The sequence below is a fragment of the Hyphomicrobium sp. genome (genome assembly GCF_041674905.1).
Taxonomy (GTDB): domain Bacteria; phylum Pseudomonadota; class Alphaproteobacteria; order Rhizobiales; family Hyphomicrobiaceae; genus Hyphomicrobium_B.
On sequence record NZ_JBAYUV010000049.1, the window covers coordinates 1 to 20,953 of the forward strand.

General features: G+C 56.6%; 32 protein-coding genes, 1 tRNA gene and 2 pseudogenes. 12 read left to right on the forward strand and 23 right to left on the reverse strand.

Annotation, left to right across the window (positions count from 1 at the left end; all coding sequences use genetic code 11):
* Positions 1–227: 227 nt before the first annotated feature.
* From WC026_RS15605 to WC026_RS15715, 23 genes and pseudogenes are all read right to left on the reverse strand, one after another.
* Positions 228–785, reverse strand: coding sequence for an HNH endonuclease signature motif containing protein (locus WC026_RS15605; RefSeq protein ID WP_372711932.1), 558 nt, complete (start codon positions 783–785; stop codon positions 228–230).
* A gap of 9 nt (positions 786–794) precedes the next feature.
* Complete coding sequence (locus tag WC026_RS15610; RefSeq protein ID WP_372711933.1) at positions 795–1,370, reverse strand: hypothetical protein; 576 nt, start codon at positions 1,368–1,370, stop codon at positions 795–797.
* 248 nt (positions 1,371–1,618) lie between these two features.
* Positions 1,619–2,101, reverse strand: coding sequence for a Panacea domain-containing protein (locus WC026_RS15615; protein ID WP_372711934.1), 483 nt, complete (start codon positions 2,099–2,101; stop codon positions 1,619–1,621).
* Between the two features lie 90 nt (positions 2,102–2,191).
* Positions 2,192–3,142, reverse strand: a complete 951-nt coding sequence (locus WC026_RS15620) for a hypothetical protein (RefSeq protein ID WP_372711935.1) — start codon at positions 3,140–3,142, stop codon at positions 2,192–2,194.
* Positions 3,142–3,378, reverse strand: a complete 237-nt coding sequence (locus WC026_RS15625) for a hypothetical protein (protein ID WP_372711936.1) — start codon at positions 3,376–3,378, stop codon at positions 3,142–3,144. The genes WC026_RS15620 and WC026_RS15625 overlap by 1 nt, the downstream gene beginning before the upstream one ends.
* Entirely contained in the window at positions 3,378–3,935 is a 558-nt protein-coding gene (locus WC026_RS15630) for an HNH endonuclease (RefSeq protein WP_372711937.1), read from the reverse strand. The genes WC026_RS15625 and WC026_RS15630 overlap by 1 nt, the downstream gene beginning before the upstream one ends.
* Positions 3,936–4,411: 476 nt before the next feature.
* Complete coding sequence (locus tag WC026_RS15635) at positions 4,412–4,702, reverse strand: hypothetical protein (protein WP_372711938.1); 291 nt, start codon at positions 4,700–4,702, stop codon at positions 4,412–4,414.
* Positions 4,703–4,785: 83 nt separating this feature from the next.
* Positions 4,786–5,961, reverse strand: a complete 1,176-nt coding sequence (locus WC026_RS15640) for an RNA-guided endonuclease InsQ/TnpB family protein (RefSeq protein WP_372711939.1) — start codon at positions 5,959–5,961, stop codon at positions 4,786–4,788.
* Positions 5,962–5,993: 32 nt separating this feature from the next.
* Positions 5,994–6,068: transfer RNA gene (locus WC026_RS15645), tRNA-Val, on the reverse strand.
* 195 nt (positions 6,069–6,263) lie between these two features.
* Positions 6,264–7,259 carry a tyrosine-type recombinase/integrase gene (locus tag WC026_RS15650; RefSeq protein ID WP_372711940.1) on the reverse strand — a complete coding sequence of 332 codons (996 nt, stop codon included), beginning with the start codon at positions 7,257–7,259 and terminating at the stop codon, positions 6,264–6,266.
* Between the two features lie 17 nt (positions 7,260–7,276).
* Positions 7,277–7,456: pseudogene (locus tag WC026_RS15655) on the reverse strand (helix-turn-helix domain-containing protein); the annotation flags it as partial.
* Positions 7,453–7,689, reverse strand: a complete 237-nt coding sequence (locus tag WC026_RS15660; protein ID WP_372711941.1) for a hypothetical protein — start codon at positions 7,687–7,689, stop codon at positions 7,453–7,455. The gene WC026_RS15660 and the pseudogene WC026_RS15655, both read right to left, overlap by 4 nt.
* A gap of 88 nt (positions 7,690–7,777) precedes the next feature.
* Positions 7,778–8,095, reverse strand: coding sequence for a hypothetical protein (locus tag WC026_RS15665; RefSeq protein WP_372711942.1), 318 nt, complete (start codon positions 8,093–8,095; stop codon positions 7,778–7,780).
* A gap of 137 nt (positions 8,096–8,232) precedes the next feature.
* The gene (locus tag WC026_RS15670; protein ID WP_372711943.1) at positions 8,233–8,754 is read right to left on the reverse strand and encodes a hypothetical protein; all 522 of its coding nucleotides are present in this window, start codon (positions 8,752–8,754) and stop codon (positions 8,233–8,235) included.
* On the reverse strand, positions 8,751–9,392 hold the full coding sequence (locus WC026_RS15675; RefSeq protein ID WP_372711944.1) for a lambda exonuclease family protein: 642 nt from the start codon (positions 9,390–9,392) through the stop codon (positions 8,751–8,753). The genes WC026_RS15670 and WC026_RS15675 overlap by 4 nt, the downstream gene beginning before the upstream one ends.
* A gap of 455 nt (positions 9,393–9,847) precedes the next feature.
* Positions 9,848–10,591 (reverse strand): ERF family protein, encoded by a 744-nt coding sequence (locus tag WC026_RS15680; protein WP_372711945.1) that lies wholly within the window; start codon positions 10,589–10,591, stop codon positions 9,848–9,850.
* A gap of 5 nt (positions 10,592–10,596) precedes the next feature.
* On the reverse strand, positions 10,597–10,827 hold the full coding sequence (locus tag WC026_RS15685) for a hypothetical protein (RefSeq protein ID WP_372711946.1): 231 nt from the start codon (positions 10,825–10,827) through the stop codon (positions 10,597–10,599).
* Positions 10,827–11,363, reverse strand: a complete 537-nt coding sequence (locus WC026_RS15690; protein ID WP_372711947.1) for an HNH endonuclease — start codon at positions 11,361–11,363, stop codon at positions 10,827–10,829. Before WC026_RS15690 ends, WC026_RS15685 begins: the two co-directional genes overlap by 1 nt.
* Positions 11,360–11,674 (reverse strand): hypothetical protein, encoded by a 315-nt coding sequence (locus WC026_RS15695; RefSeq protein WP_372711948.1) that lies wholly within the window; start codon positions 11,672–11,674, stop codon positions 11,360–11,362. The genes WC026_RS15690 and WC026_RS15695 overlap by 4 nt, the downstream gene beginning before the upstream one ends.
* Entirely contained in the window at positions 11,671–11,949 is a 279-nt protein-coding gene (locus tag WC026_RS15700) for a hypothetical protein (RefSeq protein WP_372711949.1), read from the reverse strand. Before WC026_RS15700 ends, WC026_RS15695 begins: the two co-directional genes overlap by 4 nt.
* Positions 11,950–12,028: 79 nt before the next feature.
* Positions 12,029–12,343 carry a hypothetical protein gene (locus WC026_RS15705; RefSeq protein ID WP_372711950.1) on the reverse strand — a complete coding sequence of 105 codons (315 nt, stop codon included), beginning with the start codon at positions 12,341–12,343 and terminating at the stop codon, positions 12,029–12,031.
* A complete protein-coding gene (locus WC026_RS15710; RefSeq protein ID WP_372711951.1) occupies positions 12,340–12,522 on the reverse strand; it encodes a hypothetical protein in 183 nt (60 codons plus the stop codon). The genes WC026_RS15705 and WC026_RS15710 overlap by 4 nt, the downstream gene beginning before the upstream one ends.
* A 736-nt stretch (positions 12,523–13,258) precedes the next feature.
* On the reverse strand, positions 13,259–13,591 hold the full coding sequence (locus tag WC026_RS15715; protein WP_372711952.1) for a helix-turn-helix domain-containing protein: 333 nt from the start codon (positions 13,589–13,591) through the stop codon (positions 13,259–13,261).
* A gap of 91 nt (positions 13,592–13,682) precedes the next feature.
* On the opposite strand from WC026_RS15715, the gene WC026_RS15720 reads away from it, so the two are divergent.
* The 12 genes and pseudogenes from WC026_RS15720 to WC026_RS15775 all read left to right on the forward strand — a co-directional run.
* Positions 13,683–13,961 (forward strand): XRE family transcriptional regulator, encoded by a 279-nt coding sequence (locus WC026_RS15720; RefSeq protein WP_372711953.1) that lies wholly within the window; start codon positions 13,683–13,685, stop codon positions 13,959–13,961.
* A 487-nt stretch (positions 13,962–14,448) separates the two neighbouring features.
* On the forward strand, positions 14,449–14,856 hold the full coding sequence (locus WC026_RS15725) for a hypothetical protein (protein WP_372711954.1): 408 nt from the start codon (positions 14,449–14,451) through the stop codon (positions 14,854–14,856).
* Positions 14,857–14,865: 9 nt separating this feature from the next.
* A complete protein-coding gene (locus tag WC026_RS15730) occupies positions 14,866–15,159 on the forward strand; it encodes a DUF2312 domain-containing protein (RefSeq protein WP_372711955.1) in 294 nt (97 codons plus the stop codon).
* Positions 15,156–15,530, forward strand: coding sequence for a VRR-NUC domain-containing protein (locus tag WC026_RS15735; protein WP_372711956.1), 375 nt, complete (start codon positions 15,156–15,158; stop codon positions 15,528–15,530). Before WC026_RS15730 ends, WC026_RS15735 begins: the two co-directional genes overlap by 4 nt.
* Positions 15,531–15,532: 2 nt before the next feature.
* On the forward strand, positions 15,533–16,051 hold the full coding sequence (locus WC026_RS15740; protein ID WP_372711957.1) for an HNH endonuclease: 519 nt from the start codon (positions 15,533–15,535) through the stop codon (positions 16,049–16,051).
* Positions 16,048–16,572, forward strand: coding sequence for a GcrA family cell cycle regulator (locus tag WC026_RS15745; RefSeq protein ID WP_372711958.1), 525 nt, complete (start codon positions 16,048–16,050; stop codon positions 16,570–16,572). Before WC026_RS15740 ends, WC026_RS15745 begins: the two co-directional genes overlap by 4 nt.
* A 49-nt stretch (positions 16,573–16,621) precedes the next feature.
* The gene (locus WC026_RS15750) at positions 16,622–17,092 is read left to right on the forward strand and encodes a helix-turn-helix domain-containing protein (RefSeq protein ID WP_372711959.1); all 471 of its coding nucleotides are present in this window, start codon (positions 16,622–16,624) and stop codon (positions 17,090–17,092) included.
* Positions 17,089–17,271, forward strand: coding sequence for a hypothetical protein (locus tag WC026_RS15755; RefSeq protein ID WP_372711960.1), 183 nt, complete (start codon positions 17,089–17,091; stop codon positions 17,269–17,271). Before WC026_RS15750 ends, WC026_RS15755 begins: the two co-directional genes overlap by 4 nt.
* A complete protein-coding gene (locus WC026_RS15760; protein ID WP_372711961.1) occupies positions 17,268–17,951 on the forward strand; it encodes an MT-A70 family methyltransferase in 684 nt (227 codons plus the stop codon). The genes WC026_RS15755 and WC026_RS15760 overlap by 4 nt, the downstream gene beginning before the upstream one ends.
* A gap of 247 nt (positions 17,952–18,198) precedes the next feature.
* A complete protein-coding gene (locus WC026_RS15765; RefSeq protein ID WP_372711962.1) occupies positions 18,199–19,020 on the forward strand; it encodes a hypothetical protein in 822 nt (273 codons plus the stop codon).
* Between the two features lie 642 nt (positions 19,021–19,662).
* Positions 19,663–20,265, forward strand: coding sequence for a hypothetical protein (locus tag WC026_RS15770; RefSeq protein ID WP_372711963.1), 603 nt, complete (start codon positions 19,663–19,665; stop codon positions 20,263–20,265).
* A gap of 394 nt (positions 20,266–20,659) precedes the next feature.
* Positions 20,660–20,953: pseudogene (locus WC026_RS15775) on the forward strand (hypothetical protein); the annotation flags it as partial.

The following is a 20,953-nucleotide window of genomic DNA, read 5'->3' on the forward strand; positions in this document are numbered from 1 at the left end:
AAGGTGATTGTGACAAGTGTGGTTGTGATTAAAGGGCCGCCATCTGAGCAACGACAGCAGGCCGTTCCGCAAACGCCTGCACCGCCTCCGGCGAAACCATCGGCGCCGTGGGTGTTTTTTTGATGCAATGCCGTAGCGACTAATAAGAGCATCCGTCAGCTTTTAGGATTCTGAGATGTTTTGCGTCGGCTGCGCTGGCGCTTCGGCGGAGAGTTCGGATTTTAACATCACTCTGTCCTCGCAAACTCGCCGTGGTGTTCGCACGCTGCTCGCTCATACGCAGCAGCGGCGTCTTCTCGAGATGAGAAATACCCTAGATACAACCTCTTACCGGCTACGCGTATACTGGCCCGCCATTTATTTGTTTGATTGTCCCAACAAACGCCTTTGACTCCAGACGTGTTGTCTAATCTCTTGCGAGCATTACGCATATTTTCAGTGTGCGTTGCCTCGCGCAGATTGCAAAAACGATTATCCGACCTATCGCCGTTGGTGTGGTCGATATCCGCTTCAGGCCATTGGCCGGTCATGTAAAGCCACGCGAGACGATGGGCATAATACCCAATACGCACGATAATAATCAGGACATAACCCTTGCTGTTGATGGTTCCAGCGGCTGTGCCGGCGTGCTTGGAGTTCCAGTTTCTGCATTGCCATTCGGCATGACGCTCGCCGTCCACAAACATATCTGGTGCCCGCTCTTTCCACGTGAACACGCCGGTTTCATGGTTGTAGTTGAGTAATTGACGGACGTATTCCTCTGTGAGAGTTGCGCGCGCACCCATCGTCACCTCCTATAAATCTTCACCGCTGTCGCGGCGGAGGATAGCCAACTCCTTCTCCAACCTCTCAGCCTCAGCATTCGCTCTTTCGAGCTTGGCGCGGAGGGAGTCGTTCTCGCGCTGTAGTTTCCCAACCCCGCGCGATAATCTCTGATGGTCACCGTCTTCAAAGGAGATCATTATTGTGTGATCGTCTTTCGCGAGGACGGATCGCAGCCTCTCCACCTCTGCCATATAGTACGCGACGACTTCCTTCCCGCTTGGGAAGCCTGACGTTCGGCCGGTTTCAGCGAAGATCGCCTTCGCGGCGCGCTGGTCCGCGGCAAATCGGTCGTCGAGGGCCTTGCGGAGGGAGTCGCGCTCGGCGCGAAGTGCCGCGAGTTCGTCAGCGCCGGCTTTCGCCGATTGCTTAATGTCATCCGGCTCCAAAGTCACACCCGTCTCGCGAATCGCTCGCGGATACGAGAAGGGCGAGAGGAGCGTCAACTCCACCTCGCCCGGATCGTGGTCAACTAAAACCTGGCAGTCTCCGCTGACCTCGACGACCTCGAACACTCCCAGTATTCTCAGACGAGAAAAAAGTACCATGCTCGGAGTCGTCGAGCAAGCGGAAACTGCCGGGATTCCAAAGGAAAACCGGCAATGGCCGATAGCTATAACGTTGTCCCGTTCCCCCGTCGTCGTCGCGCGCCGCGTGTCGCCAATCCTATGACGGAAGAATTGGCGTCTAAGATCAAGACGCTCGTCATCTTCAAAGGAATGGCGCAACAGACAGTGGCAGCACAGCTTGGCGTAAACCAAGGGCGCTATCGATATCCTCTACCCGTATCGGTAGGTTATTGCTTGTGTCGTCCCGCAAGTGCCAATTCTATATAGTATTTCTTAATTATCTCATTGTTTAGATTAGCATTTCTTCCCCTGCTAAAATAGGCTTCTGACCATGGGCTATTTGGCTCATGCGTCCTATTCGAAAGCTCGCTCGCAGACAGATCGCCATATTTACCCCAAACATGATCGACCACAGCCGTTTCCTGAACGCTAAGCGATTCGCTGATTTCGTCTTTTGAATTTTGGTCAACTAGCGTGCAGTTGGGGCCATATCCAAAGTCTCGGATATGGTTCCAAATTGAGCGATATACCGGCCCATTATCCCATGCTTGCGCAGGCTCCAACACAAGAGGCTCGCCATTGATAGCGAGGTTCCAACCATGAGCAATGTAAACAAGCTTTTGAAGCTGCATCTGCGCTGGGAAAAATGGACTCGCGCGCCTTTTTAGAAATTCATTCGCAATAGCCTTTGCGGAATGGTTAGGCATCATCCCCAACGGCGCGCCGCTGCCTTCTTGGCGATGGCTGACCGTTCCTCCTTCGTTAACGCGTCTGCGCGCGCTTTGGCCCAGCCTTCAAGGCTACAAGCTAAGAGCGAACGCCAGCCCAGCAAAGCTAATCAGACCGATAATCAGCATTACTACCCCGCGCTTCCGACGTTTGGCGTGATCGGATTCCCCGTAGTCGTGAGCGAACGGCCAAGCGTCGGCGAAGACGAAAAGAAGGAGACCGATTGGCGTAATCCAAATTGCGCCAATCCCACAAATCACGACGAGGCTGATTTGTGCGAACAGCGTAATTCCGGGTCCCTCAATAGAGCGCAAATTCTGCTCGGCGTCCTTGGTTTCGCGGCTCTCATGTTCACCCTCGGCGCGACTGTCGTCACTACAAAGGCGTCTATCAGATCCGCCAAAGCCGCCGAAAATGCTGTTAGCGCCACCGTCCGCAAGACGGCCTTTATTTATAGCGTAATCAAGAAGGGACCGGGCGGAGCCATGTTCATCGCTCCGAAGGATGGCGATGTCCCACAAGTGCTGATTGGCCTTAATAATGCCGGCCTGAGCATAGTTACATAGTAACAACAACGCCAAGAACATAGAAAGCGCGCAATGCGCTGCGCCGAACAAGCGCGCGGCTCCTAGCCATCGCCTCTCCGTTTTAGATGGCGGTGACCCGTGCGAGAGCTTGTGGCGTTTGCGCCATAATACCGTATCGGTGTCTGTGCTGGCATAACAGGATGCAGCTTGAGCCAATTCCCCGTTGACGTGCCCATCGTCATGTTCTGCCGTCCAACCTTCATCTTCACGTTGTCTGCGAAATTCAGTGGCAATCTCATTAAGCGCACTCATTTTCAATTCTCCCTTCTTGCGGTCAGCGTCGACTGCGGCAAGAGCGTCAACAACTTCAGAATAGGTTGTGTTGCAGACGTCTGCTGTCATCAGAATCAACCACTCGGTTGATCTCCCATCGCCGTATTCGTCCCAACGGTCGTCGAACGCCCGGGCTATGTGACGCTGGCGTTTAGTTGCCATCACTCCCCCTCCACAATATCCTTCAGCGCGGCGACGAGCGCGGCGCGCATGTCGTCTGGTTCGGCGAATTTGTTGCGGGCATACAGCTCTGCGCACGCCTTCTCCACCGCGCTCTCTGGCAGACTCTCCGCCAGCGCGAGGATGACGCGGCGGGCCGTGGCCTCATGTCGATCAACGAAAGTGACGTCTACAGCATCGACGCTCGCCGCCTCGATTACATTAGGGGGAATTGTCATTATGCGACCCTCGCAAATTTACCGTGGAATTTAGACGATGCGCACTCATACGCCTTTGCTGCATCCTCGATTGACTCAAACGATCCGAGATGATGCCTTTCCCCCTCTACGCGAATGCACGCCTGCCATTTCCCTGAATGGCTATGCCAACGAACTCCTTTGTGCCCGCTGGTGTTGTTAGCTTTCACGCCGCAATTGCGTTGGTTCTCGCCGTGCGTCGCTTTGCGCAAGTTCGAGAAAGTGTTGTTCGACCTGTCGCAATCGACATGATCAATCTGGTGTTTTGGCCACTCGCCGGTCATGTAAAGCCATGCTATTCGGTGGGCTAGGCATTTTTTTCCTAGTATTGAAAATTCGATATAGCCGTGCCCATTAGGCCACCCGGATATTTTTCCAGAAAACCTCGTGTTCCAAATATCGCACGTATTTTCCTTCGGCCTAAACGCCGTGTCTCGGAACATTTCAGGCGGCCGCTGTTTCCACGTAAAGACGCCGGTTTCAGGATCATAGTCGAGGATTGACCTAACATAGTCAGCAGTAATTTCAGGAATGCTCATTGTCTTCTCCAATCTCTTCGCCGCACAGGCCCGCAGGATCGCGGGTGGTTAGGGCGTGTCCTAGGTCATCTTCATATTTACGCAAGCGCGCCCATGCTGTGCGATAATTTACGCCGGTTTCCTTGGCTATCTGGCGTATGCTAGATTTACCGGCCATCGACTCAATCTTTTGAATTGTTCCCACGGAAATCTTGTGCGCTCGGTATCTCGTTTCGGAAGTTGCTGAGAATTGACGCTTGCACTCTGAGCACACGGCTATTTTCCGCTTTTTGTGCTCATATGTTTTGCGCGATCCGCAATGCGGACAAGGCGTGCGTCTTCCTCCAGCTTCTCGACAAGAAAACGCATTATGTTTCCCCGCCAATAAATGCCGCTCTGACACTTGTGACAAAGTCTCGGACCTCCTTGCGGATGCTTAGGGATCAAGTCATCAGACATGATGCGTTTTAGTTTTGTGCACCTCCCATCGTCGCGGACTAATGTTCCTGCACAGGGGGCTTCGCAGACAAAACAAGGGTGCTGCTCTCGCCCTCGATTAGGGGGTGTTCTTGCCCGGTTCGTTCTTTTAGCTCCTGCAACGTCATTGCATATTCCAATTCCAGTTTTACGGTCCCGATCACCTGCTTCGCCAAGGTCGCTACCGACATCGCCTTGGCGGCGTCTCCGTTTCCCGAGCGCAGTTCCTCGATTTCATCCATCAACAGATCGCGTAGATATGCTGTAGTCCTTGCCGGCTTGATCACTTCATTCTCCTCTTTCCCTGCCATTCGCACAGGTCTCGCATAGTAGTGAACGCAAATCGAACTTAACGTCTTCCCCAGTCTAAGCTCCGAGGATTTTTACACTCGGCCTAAGCGGCTGGGCGAGATTCACGGCGAGGGAATGTCCCTACCGTAGGCCGCGTTCCGGCCTGAAGGATATTACGGGCGGCGTTCACGTCAGCATGTGCTTCGTGTCCGCATTCGACGCATCGAAACGATGCTTGGCTTTCGCGATTGCGAGCGTCGATGTGGCCGCAGTTCGAACATTTCCGCGATGTGTTTCGCGGGTCGACTTTAATCAGATCCCCGCCAGCGGCGGCGAGCTTGTAGGCAAGGAAGGTCTCGAATTGAAACCATCCGTGTTCAAGTATCGAACGATTGAGCCCGGCTTTCTGCGCGACGCGAGAGCCCGGCTCTTCGACCGTCCCGCGCGCCGAGGCCGTCATGTTGCGCGTCTTCAGCGCCTCGATGCAGACAGTCCCGTAGTTCGCCGCTATCGTAGTCGTCGCGACGTGGTTCCAATGCTTGCGGACGCGGGCCGCCTTGGCCTCGTACACAGCCGCATGTCGCCTGGCCTTGGCGTATCGCTTCGATCCCCTCTTGCGCCGGCTTGCCGCCTGCTGCGCCCTGCGATGCTTTCTATCGAGAACGCGCAATCGCTCGATCGGAACCGAAGCGAGTTCTCCGGTAGATAGCGCGATGCTGTTGGCGACGCCGCGGTCAATCCCGACTTCAGCCGTGAGCCAGAACGGCATATCGGCCTCGAACTCACAGGCAAAGGCGACATGCCATCCCATAGGCGAGAGGCGCACGGTCGCGTTCTTGATGGTTCCGCGCATCGGTCGGGTATCGCGAAATCTTACCCAACCGATCTTCGGTAGTCGGACCTGCGACCAACAACGGTTCAGGCGCTCAACACCTATCTCTCGACCGTGGAACCGGAAGCTCTCATGCTCGCCTTTGCGGCGTGGCGTCGGGTAGCTAGCGCGGCCGGCGAAAAAGTTGGCGAAGGCTTTATCTAGGTCTTGGATCGCCTGTTGTTCACAGGTTTGCGAGACGGCAGCAATCCAATCGAATTCGGCGCGAAGCTTCGTCAACTCACGGGCCTGCACCGCATAGTTTAAACTATGCCCAGTCTCTCGCTTGAACTGACGCCAGAAGTGCTCGCGCTGGTAGAGGGAGGCGTTGTAGACAACTCGGCAGACACCAGAGAACTGCCGGAACAGCGTCTCCTGTTCGGCGGTCGGGGCGAGCTTGAAGATCAAACTGCGGAGGATGGGAGCCCTACTGGCGGGGCTGGTAGGGGTGGCCGGGATTGAACCGGCGACATCCGTCGTGTGAGGACGGCGCTCTCCCGCTGAGCTACACCCCTGCAAATCGTGAACCGCAGCGGCGGCCGGCGTAGCCTCACAATCCGGCAAAGAGCCGTCTTGTGTGAAGGGAGTGCGCTTGCCTGAATTCAGTGACTTAGCGTTGTAGCTCATTCGTTTCGTTCGCCTTTTAGACGATAGGCGTTCCGTTTAGGTTCGCTATCGTGGTTCAATCGTAACAAAAGAGCACTCCGTATTCAATCGAAATCAAGCGCCTCAGCGGCTTTTTTCAGATATTGCGGACTGAACCGAGCGTAGGTCTTCTCGGTGACGCGGCTGTCGGAGTGCCCTAAGAACTGGGCGATCTCCGCCATAGGGACGCCGCGTTCAGCCATTGCGCAGGCGGCGCTATGCCGGAACACATGGGCCGTCACCCAAGGCAGTCCGCACGCCTTCCCTACGGCGCTCAGAGCCTTCTTGACCGACCGGACGCGCCTGCCACCCCATTCGATCACATACGCCCCTGTAGCCGCCTCTCTGGCCTCTACAAGCGATGCGCGCGCCATGGCGTTCATGGGCACGATCGCGCGGCCCTTCTTCGTGCGCGGCAAATCGGGATCGGCGAGATTGATCCGCTCTTTCTCAAAGTCGACGCGGTCCCACGTCAGCCCAAGAATGGCGCTCATGCGGGCGCCCGTCGCGAGCGCCAGCGTCACGAAAAGCCGGATGTGGGGATATTCGCAGGCGTCTCGGAAGGCTTTGACCTGTTCTCGCGTCAACCTCTTGTCGCGCGGCGGCGGGCGCTCTGGCCGGTAAATCTTCGGAGCCTTGGTGATCAAGTTCTTGCTTTCAGCCCATCTCAGCGCAGATCGCAGGCGCCCGAGTTCGGTCCAGATCGTTCCGTCAGACCGTCCTTGCTTGCGGCGCATGGCGATATAGGCGGCGCAATCCTTTTCGCTGACAGATGCGGCCCCGCGCTCTCCAAAAAATGGCCCGATTGATTTCCATTCGTGACCCATCGTCGTTGCCGCCGGCTTGCTGCCTAGTGTCTTCCGATACCCGTCCCACGCATAGGCAACCGTGATTTCCTGCGGCCGACTGGCGCGCTCGCGCTCGGCGACGAAAATGTCTAGGCGGCGGTCGGCCTCCGCCCGGCTTTCCGTGCCAAGACTAATCCGGTGCCGGCCGGATTTGTCTCTCCAGGAGACGGCGAACTTGCCTCGGTATTTGCACAAGCGGTATTCAGGCGGCATTGTTCGTATTCCGTTACGGCCTCAACTGGGATGCGAACGAGCTTGTCGCCAACGCGGAAGTGCCGCAAGTCCCCCTTGGCGATCAAACCCCGAACATGTCGCTCCGAGCATTGCCACATGCGCGCTACGTCGCATGGACGCAGGGCTCTCGGAGCCCCCTCCCCGGCTTGCGTGACTCTAGCGGCGCGGCGCGTCACGGGTGGAACTCGTCTAAAAACGCATCAAGAGCGCCGTTTATGCTTTCGACGCCATCGTTGAAGCCTTTCATATATTCATCAGATGGCGGGGCTTCGTCGTAATCTTTGAGCCATTGCTCGCGAGTGATCTTCCAGCCTTCTGTGAACCAAGCAGCGAAGGCGCGCAGCCCGCCCTTATATGCAACCTCAAGATCGCCAAGGTGCGATAGATATTCTGCGGAGTTATCGCCCATCGTCATCCCTCAGACTGCGTATTGCGTAAAGTGTCGCGCCGCTGTAGTGGAAATCCTCGGCCTTCAGGCCGGGGAAGACGTTAACCTCTCAGCGCATGACAGGGTTGTATTGCCCTCGCGTCGCGAGAACCGCCCATTGCAAATCGCCAACAAGCGTAACTTTGTCAGGCGTGTCTTGTTCAACGCTGCCTTGTTCGTGAAAATATTCACAGTCTCCGGCGCGCAGCATTTTGATGCGCCATATACCGTCGTCGTCGTATTCAATCTGGAGCAGCGTCCCGTCGCTGAATCCTAAAACATTAGGCTCGTCGTTCGAAGGGTTCATTTCCTCAGACAGAAGCCCTTCGATCTCAAGCAAGTCGTCTGAGGCTCCATAGATCACGGTCTTCAAGTTTGTCTCGATCATCGAACCCTCCGCGAGAAACCCCGGCATTCATGCCGGGGAGGGTGGCAAAGAGTTACCCTGGGCGGCTACCCACATATGAGAAAACCCAGGCTTGAATGGTCCTCTGCCATCTTTGTCCTGAACGCGATATAAGGTGGTCATGCTGCCTTCCCCGCTTCTCTGCGCAGCGTTTCAGGCTCAACCCCGATCATTTCCGCGATAACGTCCATGATCTTCGTCTTCGAATCTTGGAACTCCTTCGCGGGCATAGCGCGTCGGCTTTGGCTTTTCGGGTCGCGTATCACGACGGCCGGCCCCCGCACGATCACGAGCGAAAAATCATTGCGGCGGCGGAACTCTGACGCGACGCGAAGGGCCGCAGCGTTTGTCCCTGCATCTATGATCGTCTCGTCATAGAATCCTGCCTGGACGAGCGCGCGCTTGCGAAGGTGCTCTGGCGACGGGTAGAGGTCCATCAAGTCTTCCGGGAGCTGACGCCACGCCTCGGCGACCCATGCAAATTGATGGTTGTGCGTCGCCGTGGATCTGTTCTCAATATTGTCGAGGCGATAGACCTGTCCCACGACATATTCGGCGTCGGCTTCACGCTTGCTGCGGCCGAGCGCCTGAAAGGTGCCCTCGCCTTCGTAGCGAGCAACGATCGGTAGCGGCGTTCTCATGCGGCACTCCTGTAGACTTCCTGAAGGCGCGCAAGTTTGGCGTCCAATTCGGCGAGGAACGAAACAACGTCTTCCGTTAGATGCGCCTCTTGCTCTGGCAACCGATCAACGCGCTTGATGAATAAGCGCATGTGTTCTGGGAAGTCTGGATTATAGGAGACGAAATCGCAGAACGACCGATCGCAAACGGCCATTTGCCATGCCATCTGTTGCTGATATCGCGACGGGATCGTTCCCGTCAGCAATATGTCGAGATGCGCAGCCGCTTGCGGGGATTTGATCTCTATCAGGCCATCGCTTCCAACTAGGCCGTCCGGCGAAGCATGAGTCCCTTTGATGGTTGGGTGTCTGACCAACCCAACTTCCTGAACGTCAATATCGCGCATGAAGCAATATGCGGCGCGCGCTTCAGGCTCACGTTCCGTTCCGATCTGCATGGCCTGCGTCGTGAATTTGTCGGTCGGTTTCCCGGTAAGGCGCTCAACTAGGAGTTCGGCAAGCAAGTTAGCGCGGCTCGCGCCAAATCCTGTTTTAGTTTTTGCGGTTGCCTCGGATACACGCGACGCGCCAAGCGAACCGACGCGAGCTTCGAGCCATTCCTGAGACCCTTGAGCTAGGAGCAATTCAGACTGAGTCATGGTGCTCTTGTCCTTTGCTGCGCGAATAAAAATTCCGCATATTTATCTTTCGACACAGCTTGCACCCGCGCTTCCCGTCTGGGCGCAAATATATTGTCTCTGCTGAGAATTCGTGCCCGCGACTGCAATGCGTTCTCACTCGCCTTTGTCGTCTGTTGCGCGCCTGAACGTCACGGGTTGCCCAAATGCAATTGTCAGGCGAGTATCCTGCGTCATTGTCTAGACGCTCGATTGTATGGTCGGCCGATGGGCGCTCGCCCATGTCAGATATGAACGCGGCGTAATCATTCCATTTCGCGCACACGGATATTCCGCGAGCTCCATAGTTTTTGTAGTCTGCGGATTTATCGTCGCTGCATCGTCTAAGCATATTGTGCCAGACCCAATATTCAGGATCACGCCCAGATCTGCGTGCGCCGCCATGTTTAACGTTCCAGCTTCCCCAGTCTGGTCTTCTAGCCATCGCTTCGCGCCCCCTTGGCCTTGAGCATCTTCACGGCGCCCTCGAATTTCGCAGAGGGCAATTTGTCCAGCGTCTCGACGCGGAAGTAGCGAAGGAACTTCGGCAAGTCGGCGTCGACACTGACGATGAGTTGGCGCAACTCCTGCAATTGCTCTTCGTTGACCCAGCCGTCATGGTTGAACGCCTGCGCGTCGTCATCGAGTGAGGCGGCTAAGCCGAGAGCCAGTTTAAGCGTGTAGCGCTGCAAATAGGTTGCAGCCGATCCAATGGCTTGGATGGCGTTCTTGTTGCCGGAATGATCTTCGCAGACACTCAGCGTCGTCTCTTCGCTGTAGCCGTCACGATGCGCAAGGACACACGTCACGGCGACCTTGTTGCCATCCTGAGCGGCGCGAAAGCGATACGACAGTCCGTTCGCGTTCAGGATCGGATCGACCGCGCGGGCGATCGTGTCAAAGCCCTCATAGCGGTAATTCGTCCGGCCCTTCTGCGTCGTGAAGTCGACGGCTTTATCTTTGACGATCGGGCCGATCGCGCTTTTCGCCAGTGCAACAGCAGAGTTGAACGCCTTGCGCGCGAAGCTGGCCTCGGCCCGTTCGCGTAAATCCAGGAGCCGGGCGAACTTCTCAACGTCAACTGACGGGTTTACTGCCGCGCGCTCTATCATCGAAATAAGAGCAGCCGTCTCGCTCATCACTGGAGCCGGCGTTTGTTCGATCTTCGCAAGTTCCGCCATTGTCACTACTCCGCCGCCTGCTGTTGCGCGGCCGGCTCGCGCATGATCTCGTTGAATGCCTCGACAGCTCTAGCGAGTCGTGCGGCGTCGCCGGCCGGAGCGTAGAAATCAACGCCTTGCATAAACGCCTCGTCTTGGCTGTCGCGCACAGAAAAGCAGGGGCCAGAGGCGCGTGTTTCTAAGCGCAGCATCGGCTCGCCGTCGAGATTGAATAGAGCGATCGAATGGTTGCGCATCACTCAGTCCTCGCAAATTCGCCGTGGAGGTCTTGCGCGGCTTTGGCATATGCCGCTGCTGCGTCTTCGCGTGTGTCGAAATAGCCTAAGCGGAGCGTCTTACCGATTACGCATATCTGCGCCTGCCATTTGTTTTTTTGTTTGTGCAGGCTAACGCCTTTAACCCCGCTGGTGTTGTTAGATTGCGCTCGCCTGTTAGCCCTGTTCTGTGAATGTGTAGCCTCTCTAAGATTAGAAAATATATTATTTGAACGAACTAGATCGACGTGGTCTATCTGACACGCCGGCCAAAATCCGGTTGCATATAGCCACGCGAGACGATGTGCGAAATACCTGATATTGTCGATGGCAATCCTAGCGTAACCATCACTTTTGATGCATCCCGCCGTGGTGCCGGCGTATCTCGTATTCCAAATCTTGCTCGCCCGTTCGTCGGTGAAATGCTCGCGCGGACGATGGCGCCATGTAAAGACCCCGGTGTTCGGATTGTAATCGAGAATTGACCGGACATATGCTGCCGTTAGATTGCTCTTCATTCGGCCGCCTCACACACTGCCCGCCCCATCCAATCGATGAATTCTTTTGCCATTGGAGATATGTAAAGACCAGCAATCCATGCCGCGGCGATTTTGTCCGCGACTTCCTCGGACACAACGCGCGTTGGCTGTCCTTCCTTGACGACATAGACGGCGCGGATGAAGCCGAGCTTCTCACCGGATAGGATGTCAGAGACAGCATCGTCGATCGTGTAGCCTGGAACTGCCTCATGGAACGCGAGGTTCTCGATATGGCTGCTTGGCTGGCGGAAGTCGGCGAGGATCAGGGTTGTTTCCAATGGTCCTATCATGGCGTTGCTACGCGTGCTGTCTTGAGAACGGAACGAACCCAATCCCAGTTAGGCGGGCCTTGATCGGTTGAAACCATCGCCTCGCAACGAGCTAGCGCCTCGACCAACTCAGCGTGACAGTTGCACGCGCGGACGATGAACGCGGCGTTGGCTTTATCGACACGCTCAGCATTGGTGTCTGTGTCGCACATCGCCACAACGCGATTGCCGGAGAATACGGCATCATCGCCGCCATTCCTGCCGACGCGCCAGGGCGTCTTCGTATGTTCAACCATCACCATCCCCCATGGAAAGCGTACGCCAACTGGCAAAGCGCGATTGCTACCGGAATGCTCGCGACCAAAATCACGTCAATCATTGTGCTGCTCCTGGGTGGAGAGAGCGGATAACGCGGCTCGCATTCTCATAAGCTACACGCTGGCCGAGCCAGCTATTCCATGTCGCGTCAACGACATATCCAGGCTTGCCGTGTTCTCCCTTGCCGCGCTCAATAAGCGCAGACAGTTCGCGTTCGCGGTCATCCACGGCAAGCGCCGCCTCTTCCAGTATCTGTTTGCGGGCGACGGCGAGAGCGCGGCGCATTGCGGTTTCGTAATCTGCTGACTGCTCCACAGCGTCGAAAAACACGTCGTTCATTTTCTCAATCAGCGCGTCGTCTTTCGTGCTCATGCTGCGTCCTCATCGTCATCAACTTCGATCATGCCCATGCCGTGGCAGTCAGGACACGTCAGAGCAATCCATCCGCGCGCGTCCTCTGGCACCGGACCCGGCGCTTCGCGACTGCCACTCACTCGTCTGCCGATCTCGCCGGACTGGTTGCAGCGCTTGCAGGGGATGATGTCAGACATTGGTCTTCCCCATAGTGATTGCAGTGACCCCACGCTCACTAACCCGCGGCGAATAAGATCGTCGCGGGTTGAGCGTCGGTCGATTGAATGAAGGACATCGCGCGCCTCACATGTAAAAAGAGGCGGCGCCTAAGTGCAGCAATATGTGCTCGCTATCTTGGAGGTAGCGAACGGTGTGTAGGAGGCTGCGGTGCCAGATGTAATAAAGATGCGGGTAGCAGCCGCGATCAAACTCAGGCGGCTTCGCAATGATTTCGGTTGTCGTCATCGTCCCCTCCAAGGCAAGCGCTGCCTATGGACCTAAGGTGCATGACATACACGGCATAGTCAATAAGAAAGTGCATGGCTTACACGATTTTTTTGCGCGAGGTCTAGCGGCGGGCTAAAATGCCCATTACATTCGACAAAGAAAAATGCCGCTCGGCGCGATCAATCGCCGGCGGCCCAAATCGCAGCGGTCGGTCGAGACAACAGCGCTACGATGGCTTGATTTACTGTGGGGACCCGCAAAGATCAAGGGCAGTCCGAAAGGTGGAAGCCCGCGGGCGGCGCAACGACAGCGTCGGAAGTAGCCACCAATTCGCAGAGCGTCGCTTGCATCTGCGAAGCCAGAAGCGACGGGCCGGCTCCAATGAGCAAGCCAAGATCGTGAAGGCTAGGGACAGCCTGGCGCTCCAACGCCGGGGCTGTCGTCCTATGCCTTCGCTCCGAGCCTCACCAATGAGCAATATAGGGATTATCCAGCCTTTAGGATGGCTTCGATATAGCCAACGGCGCGAGCCTGAATTTCGGCGGGCGCGCGTCGAAGGTCGGAATAAGCGATATGCAATTTATTTTCGCCAAAAGGGTTGATTGCCAACAAATCCTCCGGGTCGCATCTGTATACCAGCGCTAATCGTTCGAGAATGTCTTGATCATATGGCGACTCGCCGCGCTCGATCCGACTGATAGTGCTGCGGTCTATATCTAATTTGTCTGCGACCTCTTCTTGAGACAGGCGTCGGAAATCCCTCCACTCTCGCATGAAGGTTCGGTTGCGCTCGCGGGGTTTCTTAGGGACGGGTGCCATGCCTTAATTGTGCACACCGGGCACGGGCGCGCCACGGCATCGAATGCACATAATGCTTGACATGCACCGTGCATGGGATACACTATCGGGCATGAAACTGAATGAATACCTTTCTTCAAACGGCATCTCTGATGCTGATTTCGCGACAGCCATAGAGCGTGATCGCAGTTCGGTAAGCCGGCTACGGCGTAGCAAAACGAAACCTGACTGGGAGACAGCGCAGAGAATTTACGAGGCTACCGCCGGCGCTGTTACTCCGACTGACTTCTTTCCCTTTCGTTCTACTGAAGCGGACGAAAGCTCGCCTAGCGCCGTGCGCCAGAAAGCGAATGAAACACCCTCCGAAGACGTGACCGGGGAAGCAGCATGAACGAATTTCGCGAAGGCCCGCAGCTCGGGATTTGGTTTTGGGGCGCGGCGTTTGTCGCCGCCGAGGCGGCGCTGTGCGCGTGGTGGGTTCTGCGCTGAACAATCTTTGCGATGGGGAGCTTTCCTCCTGGCTCACTTCCCAACCCATCGCAGGCAGGCTGGCCGAGCGTCTCCCAGCGTTCGGCCAGCCGAAACAAATGCAACTTGTAAGCGATCCTTACAGGTTCGGTATCGGGCGGGCGTCGTGGCGAGTCGCATAGCCACATGCTCTGCAGGTCCGCGCGGGCGGGACGCGCCGGTAAATCTTGCGGGATGCGGAGTCGGTGTTTTCGGGCGCCGACTCCGCGACCTGACCGCAACTGCTGACCGGATGCGGACGGGATTGAATATTCGAAAGCACGCTTAGCGCAGCAACGCCGAGCGATGTCCAGGTTTCGAGGTTTTGGGGTTCGTTCCTCATGTCGAAAGTTTTGACATGAGGTCTGTCCATGAAGTCGGAAAAGTTCTCCGGGGTGAGGATTGTGAGCGAAGTCGCGATCGAAATGCGTAAGGCGATCATCGAACTCGCGGGAAGCCGTGCTGTGTTCGATAGCCGCATGCGTTGGCTTGAAAGAGCTGCTGAGAAAGCCGGCGTTTCTTATCGCACGGCGAAGGCGCTTTTTTACTGCGAGGCCGCCAATCCGCACATCTCTGCCGTCGAAAAGGTGCGCGCGGCGCGTGCAAGGAAGAAAAAAGATGATGCGCTCCACACCACCGCAAACGAAACATACGCAGACCTCATCGCAAGGATCACGCGGCTTGAGGATGCCCTTCGCGTGGCGGACGAGGACTTCCATAGCGATCAGATTGATGCGCTTCGCCGGATGGATAGCGATCCTGATCGCGCCTTGGATTGAGGACGACGAATGAGCAACTTGGTCGACAGCGCGCAGCTTCGCTCATTCTTGGAGCGCATCGAAAAGCTTTCGGAAGAGAAGGCGGCGATCGCCGACGACATCAAGGATGTCTACGCGGAAGCCAAGAGCACGGGGTTCGACGCGAAAGTCATTCGCGCGATCGTCGCCATGCGCAAGCAGGACAAGGCAAAACGCGAGGAATTCGAGGAAATCTTAGACCTCTATCTTTCCGCGTTGGGCGATCTTGACGGAACTCCGCTCGGGGTCGCGGCTGTCGAGAGAGAATTCGGAGCGCGCGGTTGAAGGAAGCGGCAATCCAAGGCGCGATCGTTGAATATCTAGACGCTGTTCTAACGAGCGCCCATCGCTGTTTCGCTGTTCCGAACGCCTCACGCCGCACAAAGAGCGGGCGCGCGTCGAATGCCGTTCCGGGCCTCCGCAAAGGCGTTCCTGATTTACAGATTGTCGGGCGCGGGAAGGTTTACTTCGTCGAGGTCAAAACAGCGCGTGGCACGCCTTCCGATGAGCAGGAAGAATGGCTTGCATGGTGCACGGTGAACAGCACGCCTTGGTGCATAGCCCGCTCGGTTGATGACGTGCGCGTCGCGCTCAACCATTGGGGCATTCCTACGCGCGAGGCTAAAGCACTTCCCCCAACCATTGGAGCCGAGTGACGATGGGTCGAATAGAACCTACTGCGGCATATGTGCAGTCAATCCTGCATTACGACCCTGCGACTGGCATCTTTACGTGGCGAGAGCGTTCTGACAGGAGCCAGCAATGGAATGGAAGATTTGCTGGACGCGTTGCTGGGTCTATTGGGACAAATGGATACATCTATATTGATATACAAGGACGGGCGACGTTAGCCCATAGGATCGCATGGTTATTGGTGCATGGTGCTTTACCGAGCAGCCACATAGATCACATAAATATGGTTACGGACGATAACCGTATCGACAACCTTCGCGCGGCGACCGTTTCGCAAAATTTCTTTAACAAAGGAAAAACATCTAGAAATACGAGTGGCTTGAAATGTATTTATTTTGATAAGCAATCGCAGAAATGGTGCTTTGATCTTAAGGTCAACAGAAAAAGAGTAGCTAGATACAAAAGCAAATGCAGGGCTGACGTCTATCTTAGATATGTCGTGGCTCTTGATAAGCACGTCGGAAAATTTGGGAGGGCGGCATGAGCGGTTTCTCCTATGGCGTTCGGCCGATATGGGAAACGCGTCCAGAGTCTCTTGGCGCATTGCGCGACGCACTCGCGCGTAAACTGTCGGCGGGCCAAACAGCCAAGGAATTGTCCGCCAAATTCGGCGTCACAATTTCCAGAAACAGCGTCATCGGGAAGGCGACGCGGCTTGGGCTGAAAATCAACAGTGGGTGGAACGGGGGTGGAGCAAAACCCGGAGCGGGTAGGCCGAAAGGTAAAGACGGCGGCAGGCTTTTAAGTATCGCCCCGCGCGGCAAACCTAAAGCGGATGTGTTCCCGCTCCCGTCGGAGCCTATCGCCATTCCGGTAAGCCGGCGCGTGCAGCTTCTCGACCTCACATTCAATTCGTGCCGCTGGCCTCTTGGTGATCCGCGCCATGCGGAGGACTTTGCATTCTGTGGCGCTGATCGCGTGAAGCCGCTCGACGGCTCCAACGCTTACTGCGCGGCGCACGCGGCAATTGCTTTCTCTACCCGCCGCGCTCTGCGCGGAACGTAGCGGCAGACGCCAAGCGCCGCGCGGCGGTGATTAGGAGAAAGGCTACAACATGGGCGGAGTGATTTCGCAGCCAACGTTTGGCGACAAGGTTCGCTCTTTCATCGCCGCCGCAGCGCGCGAGCACGGCGTGACAGTCGCCGACGTTCTCGGGCGCGGGCGTATCCCGCCGATCAGCGCCGCGCGCCATGACGCGATCCGCGCGACGAAAGCAGCATTCCCACATTTATCGTTGTCTCAAATTGGTAAGCTTTTCAACCGCAATCACACGACGGTCAACTACGCGTTGAACGGCAAGCCCGATCGCCCACCAAAGTCTACAGATGCGACTGTCGCTCGTGTGATGGTTCCGCGCTGCGTTTGCTCGCCGCGACGGCTGCGCTCGCGCGGCGGCGTCACATTACCGAACTGGCTCCCTGCCGATCTCGCGCAGGACTATGTAGACGCCGCCGCGCTCTATGGCGAGTTTGGCGCTGCGTCGCACTGCCGCCAGCTTAAACGCGAGATGGAGGCGGGCGCATGATCTCTGACGCCTCACAGCTAGCAGCGCTGCAACTCGCGATCGATGTAATCAGCGGACGGCGCGGCAAGCTCACTTCTGCTGACGCTGCGCTGACGATCCAGCATCTCGAATCCATCTGCAAGCGCATCATTGACGCTGCGGCTCGGCGCGACACGAAGACAGAGGGAGCGCGAGGGTGAGCAAATGGCCGTTCGGCGACCTTCCTCGCAAACACTTCGGCTGCATCACAGCCGATCCGCCGTGGCACTTTCGCGCGCGAACGGCTCTACAGGTCGGCAATTGGACATCGCGAAGGGACGCAGAGAAGCATTACGCGGTCATGGGCCTAGACGACATTATAGCAATGCCGGTGAAGGAACTTGCCGCTCCAGACGCGCACCTTTTCCTTTGGATTACCGGCCCGATGATTGTTCAAGGCGCTCACGTCGAAGTCATGAAAGCATGGGGGTTCAAACCAAGCTCGATGGCTTTCACCTGGGTCAAGCTAAAGCGCTCACATAATCCCATGCAGCTTCGATGTGTCCCGACGCAAGAGTCAGACCTTCACGTTTCGCTTGGCTTAACGACGCGCAAAAATGCCGAGTTTTGCGTTCTTGGGCGCCGTGGCAACGCCAAGCGGATCGCGAAAGATGTTCGCGAGATTATCTTATCGCCGGTCAGGGAGCACAGTCGCAAACCTGATGAATTTTTCAACCGGGTCCAGCGCTACTGCGCCGGGCCTTACCTGGAAATGTTCTCTCGACAGTCGCGCGATGGTTGGTCGTCATTCGGAAATGAAACCGGCAAGTTCGATGCGCATGCGTTGCGGCCGAACTCAGCCACTATAGAGCCGTTCCAAGCCATGGAGGCCCGCCAGTGAGGCTTCGCGCGCTCAAGAGAAAGCCGAAAGCGGAAAAGCCGATGGAATTCTACACGACGGATGCTTGTTGTCCGGCGTGCAAGGAAACGCACGGATTCTTCGCGCCGATGATCTGCGCCCACAACAATGGGAGCGGCCGCGATATTTGGTACGATCGCGTGACATGCACATGGACGGCCGATAGCCCATTGGCAGCTCCGTCTGAAGACGAACCAGACGCCCGCCAGGCGCTCTTGCGGAGGGCGGCATGAGCCTAGCGCTTACCGTCATTTCCCTTGGTGCAGGCGTCCAGTCGTCGACGATGGCGCTCATGGCTGCGCGCGGCGAAATTGGGCCTATGCCGGATTGCGCGATCTTTGCGGATACCGGATGGGAATCAAGCCGCGTCTATGAATGGCTGGATTGGCTCGAAACGCAGTTGCCATTTACCGTTATTCGCGCGTCGCGGCTGGGTCTTGATTTGGGCAATCTTTCCGTTGGCGTTGCCAGTGGAGCCGTTCCGCTTAAAGGGTCGTCACTGCCGCCGTTTTTTACCGCGGGGCCAGACGGCATGAGACCTAAGCAGTGCAGCAAGGAATTTAAAACACGCGTGATCGGGCGCGAGGTTCGACGAATGCTCGGCGTAGCTCCCGGCAAAAGGGGACCGAAAGGCAAAGTTGTCGAACAATGGTTGGGGATTTCGTTCGACGAAATGTCGCGATGCAAGGACGCCGAGCAGGCGTTCACAACGAATAGGTTCCCGCTGGTCGAATTGCGCATGAGGCGGCAAGACTGCCTAGGATGGATTGCGGAGCGCCAATATCCAACGCCGCCGCGCTCGTCATGCATATTCTGTCCTTATAGGACGAATAACGAATGGCGCGATCTTCGCGACAATACCCCATCCGATTGGGATAAGGCAGTAGCGTTCGACCATGAAATTAGACGCGGGTTTCCCGGCATGACGGGAGCGCAGTTTGTCCATAGGCAACGCGTTCCGCTCGATAAAGCCGATCTATCGACGCATGCCGAGCGCGGTCAAATCGAGTTTGGTTTCCTTCAAGAATGCGACGGGATGTGCGGCGTATGAGCTTAGCTTTAACCATTAAGGCTATGGTCGCGGCCGGCTGCTCAGTAGAGCAGATCGCGGCTGTTGCCGACCAGTTTGCAGAGCGCGATAGAGATGCTGTCGCGGCTAAGCGTGCGAAGGACGCCGAGCGGAAAAGAAAGAGCCGGGCGTCCGCGATGTCACGCGGACAGACTGTGACGCCACGGACAGCCTGTGACATCGCGGACAACCCCGCCTCGCGCGAAGAGTATAATACTACACGCGCGCAGACGGTAATCCCGGTCGGAATATCTAACGATATTCCTCCCATAGAAGTTAACCCCCAACTACCTACGGTAGTTACCCCCCCAAAATCAAAATCCCCTTCCACGAAGGAAATTCTTTCCGAGGTTGTTTCCGAAAAAACAGCATCTGACGTGATCGCTCATCGGAAGGCCCTTCGGAAACCTCTCACGCCGCGAGCGGCTGAATTGCTCGCCAAGAGCCTAGCGGCGAGCGGCGACGCTGAGCACGCAGCGGCGACGATGATCGAGCGCGGTTGGCAAGGATACCGGGCGGATTGGGACACACCGCACTCAAACGCTCGCGCCGGACCAGCGGATCGCGATTATGGCAAGGGCGCGCTCACAGAAATGTTGATGGAATTGAATAAAAGGCTCGAAGATGAACCGGATAGACGAACTGAAGGCCAAATATCTGGGGGAAATGTTTTCAGCCTTCCCGTCGTTCAAGGCGACGAAACAGGACCTTGCCGCGATGATGATGATCTATCTCCGCTCGCTAAGCGGATATGGACCTGAAATCGTAAGCGAGGCTGCGCTTGCGGCAACGAAGAAAGGCACGGCATGGCCGCCGAGCGCGCCGGAGTTTTACGAGCTTTGCAATCAGGTTTCGGCCCGTCGATTCCAGCGAGACATGCTGGCGAAGCTCCCGCCGCCGATCGAGCAATACAGCGACGAGCACCGTGAGGCGATGAAAGCTCGGTTCACAAAGTTGGTCGACGACCTAAAACACGGCCGCCTTCCCCCGGCGCGCCACGGGTTCACGGATGCGCAATTGGCTGATCCGAACTGCATCGTGAACCGCAAGGGCCAAGTGCCCTACACGACGCGCCCAGGGCCGCCGTTTGGGTTCAAGGAAGTGAACGCGCCTTACGGGTTTCTCACGCCGAAAGAACTGGCGGAGCCGAGTGTGATTATGCGGACGAAGCGGACGGTTCCGGGGCGCGTGGATTGGGCTAGCCGCTATGACGAGGCGGCTGAGTGACATCCTCGCGCGTGAGACGATCTAACCGAGGGTTTGTGCAGATATGACGTACAGAAATTTTGCAGCGCCAATTATTCGCGCATTTCTCGATGGGCGAAAGTCGCAATATCGACAGGTATTGACACCAGCGTGCGACGTAGCTCCTGCATTCGTTGACAACGGAATTATCACCGCGCTCGATGGGAATTACAAACCTTATCGTTGGCCAAAGATGCCGGCCGTAGGCGATCGGCTTTGGGTGCGGGAGAACTTCTCGGTTCACAAGAACGCTGAGCCGCGCATCTATCAAAAAGGTGACGGTCATCCGTGGGGATCGCCGATTTACAAGGCGACGTTCGGCGGTGGCCTTGCGCCAATATGCGAAGGATTCTGCCCTTGGAAACCGTCTATCCACATGCCACGCTGGGCGTCTCGCCTCACGCTGATCGTAGAGTCGGTGAAGGTCGAGCGGCTGCAGGACATCAGCGAAGATGATGCCGACGCAGAGGCTTTTGGGGGAGATTTCCCCCACCGCGTGCTTCCTCACCTTTTCACCGACGCCGATAAGGCTGGGGCGCTGATGCTGACTGAATGCTTTGAGCGGCTTTGGGAGAGTATATACGGCCCTGGCTCATGGGCCAAAAATCCGTGGGTCTCGGCGATATCATTTCGCGTCCTGAAGGCGAACATCGACGCGACCACAGAGACA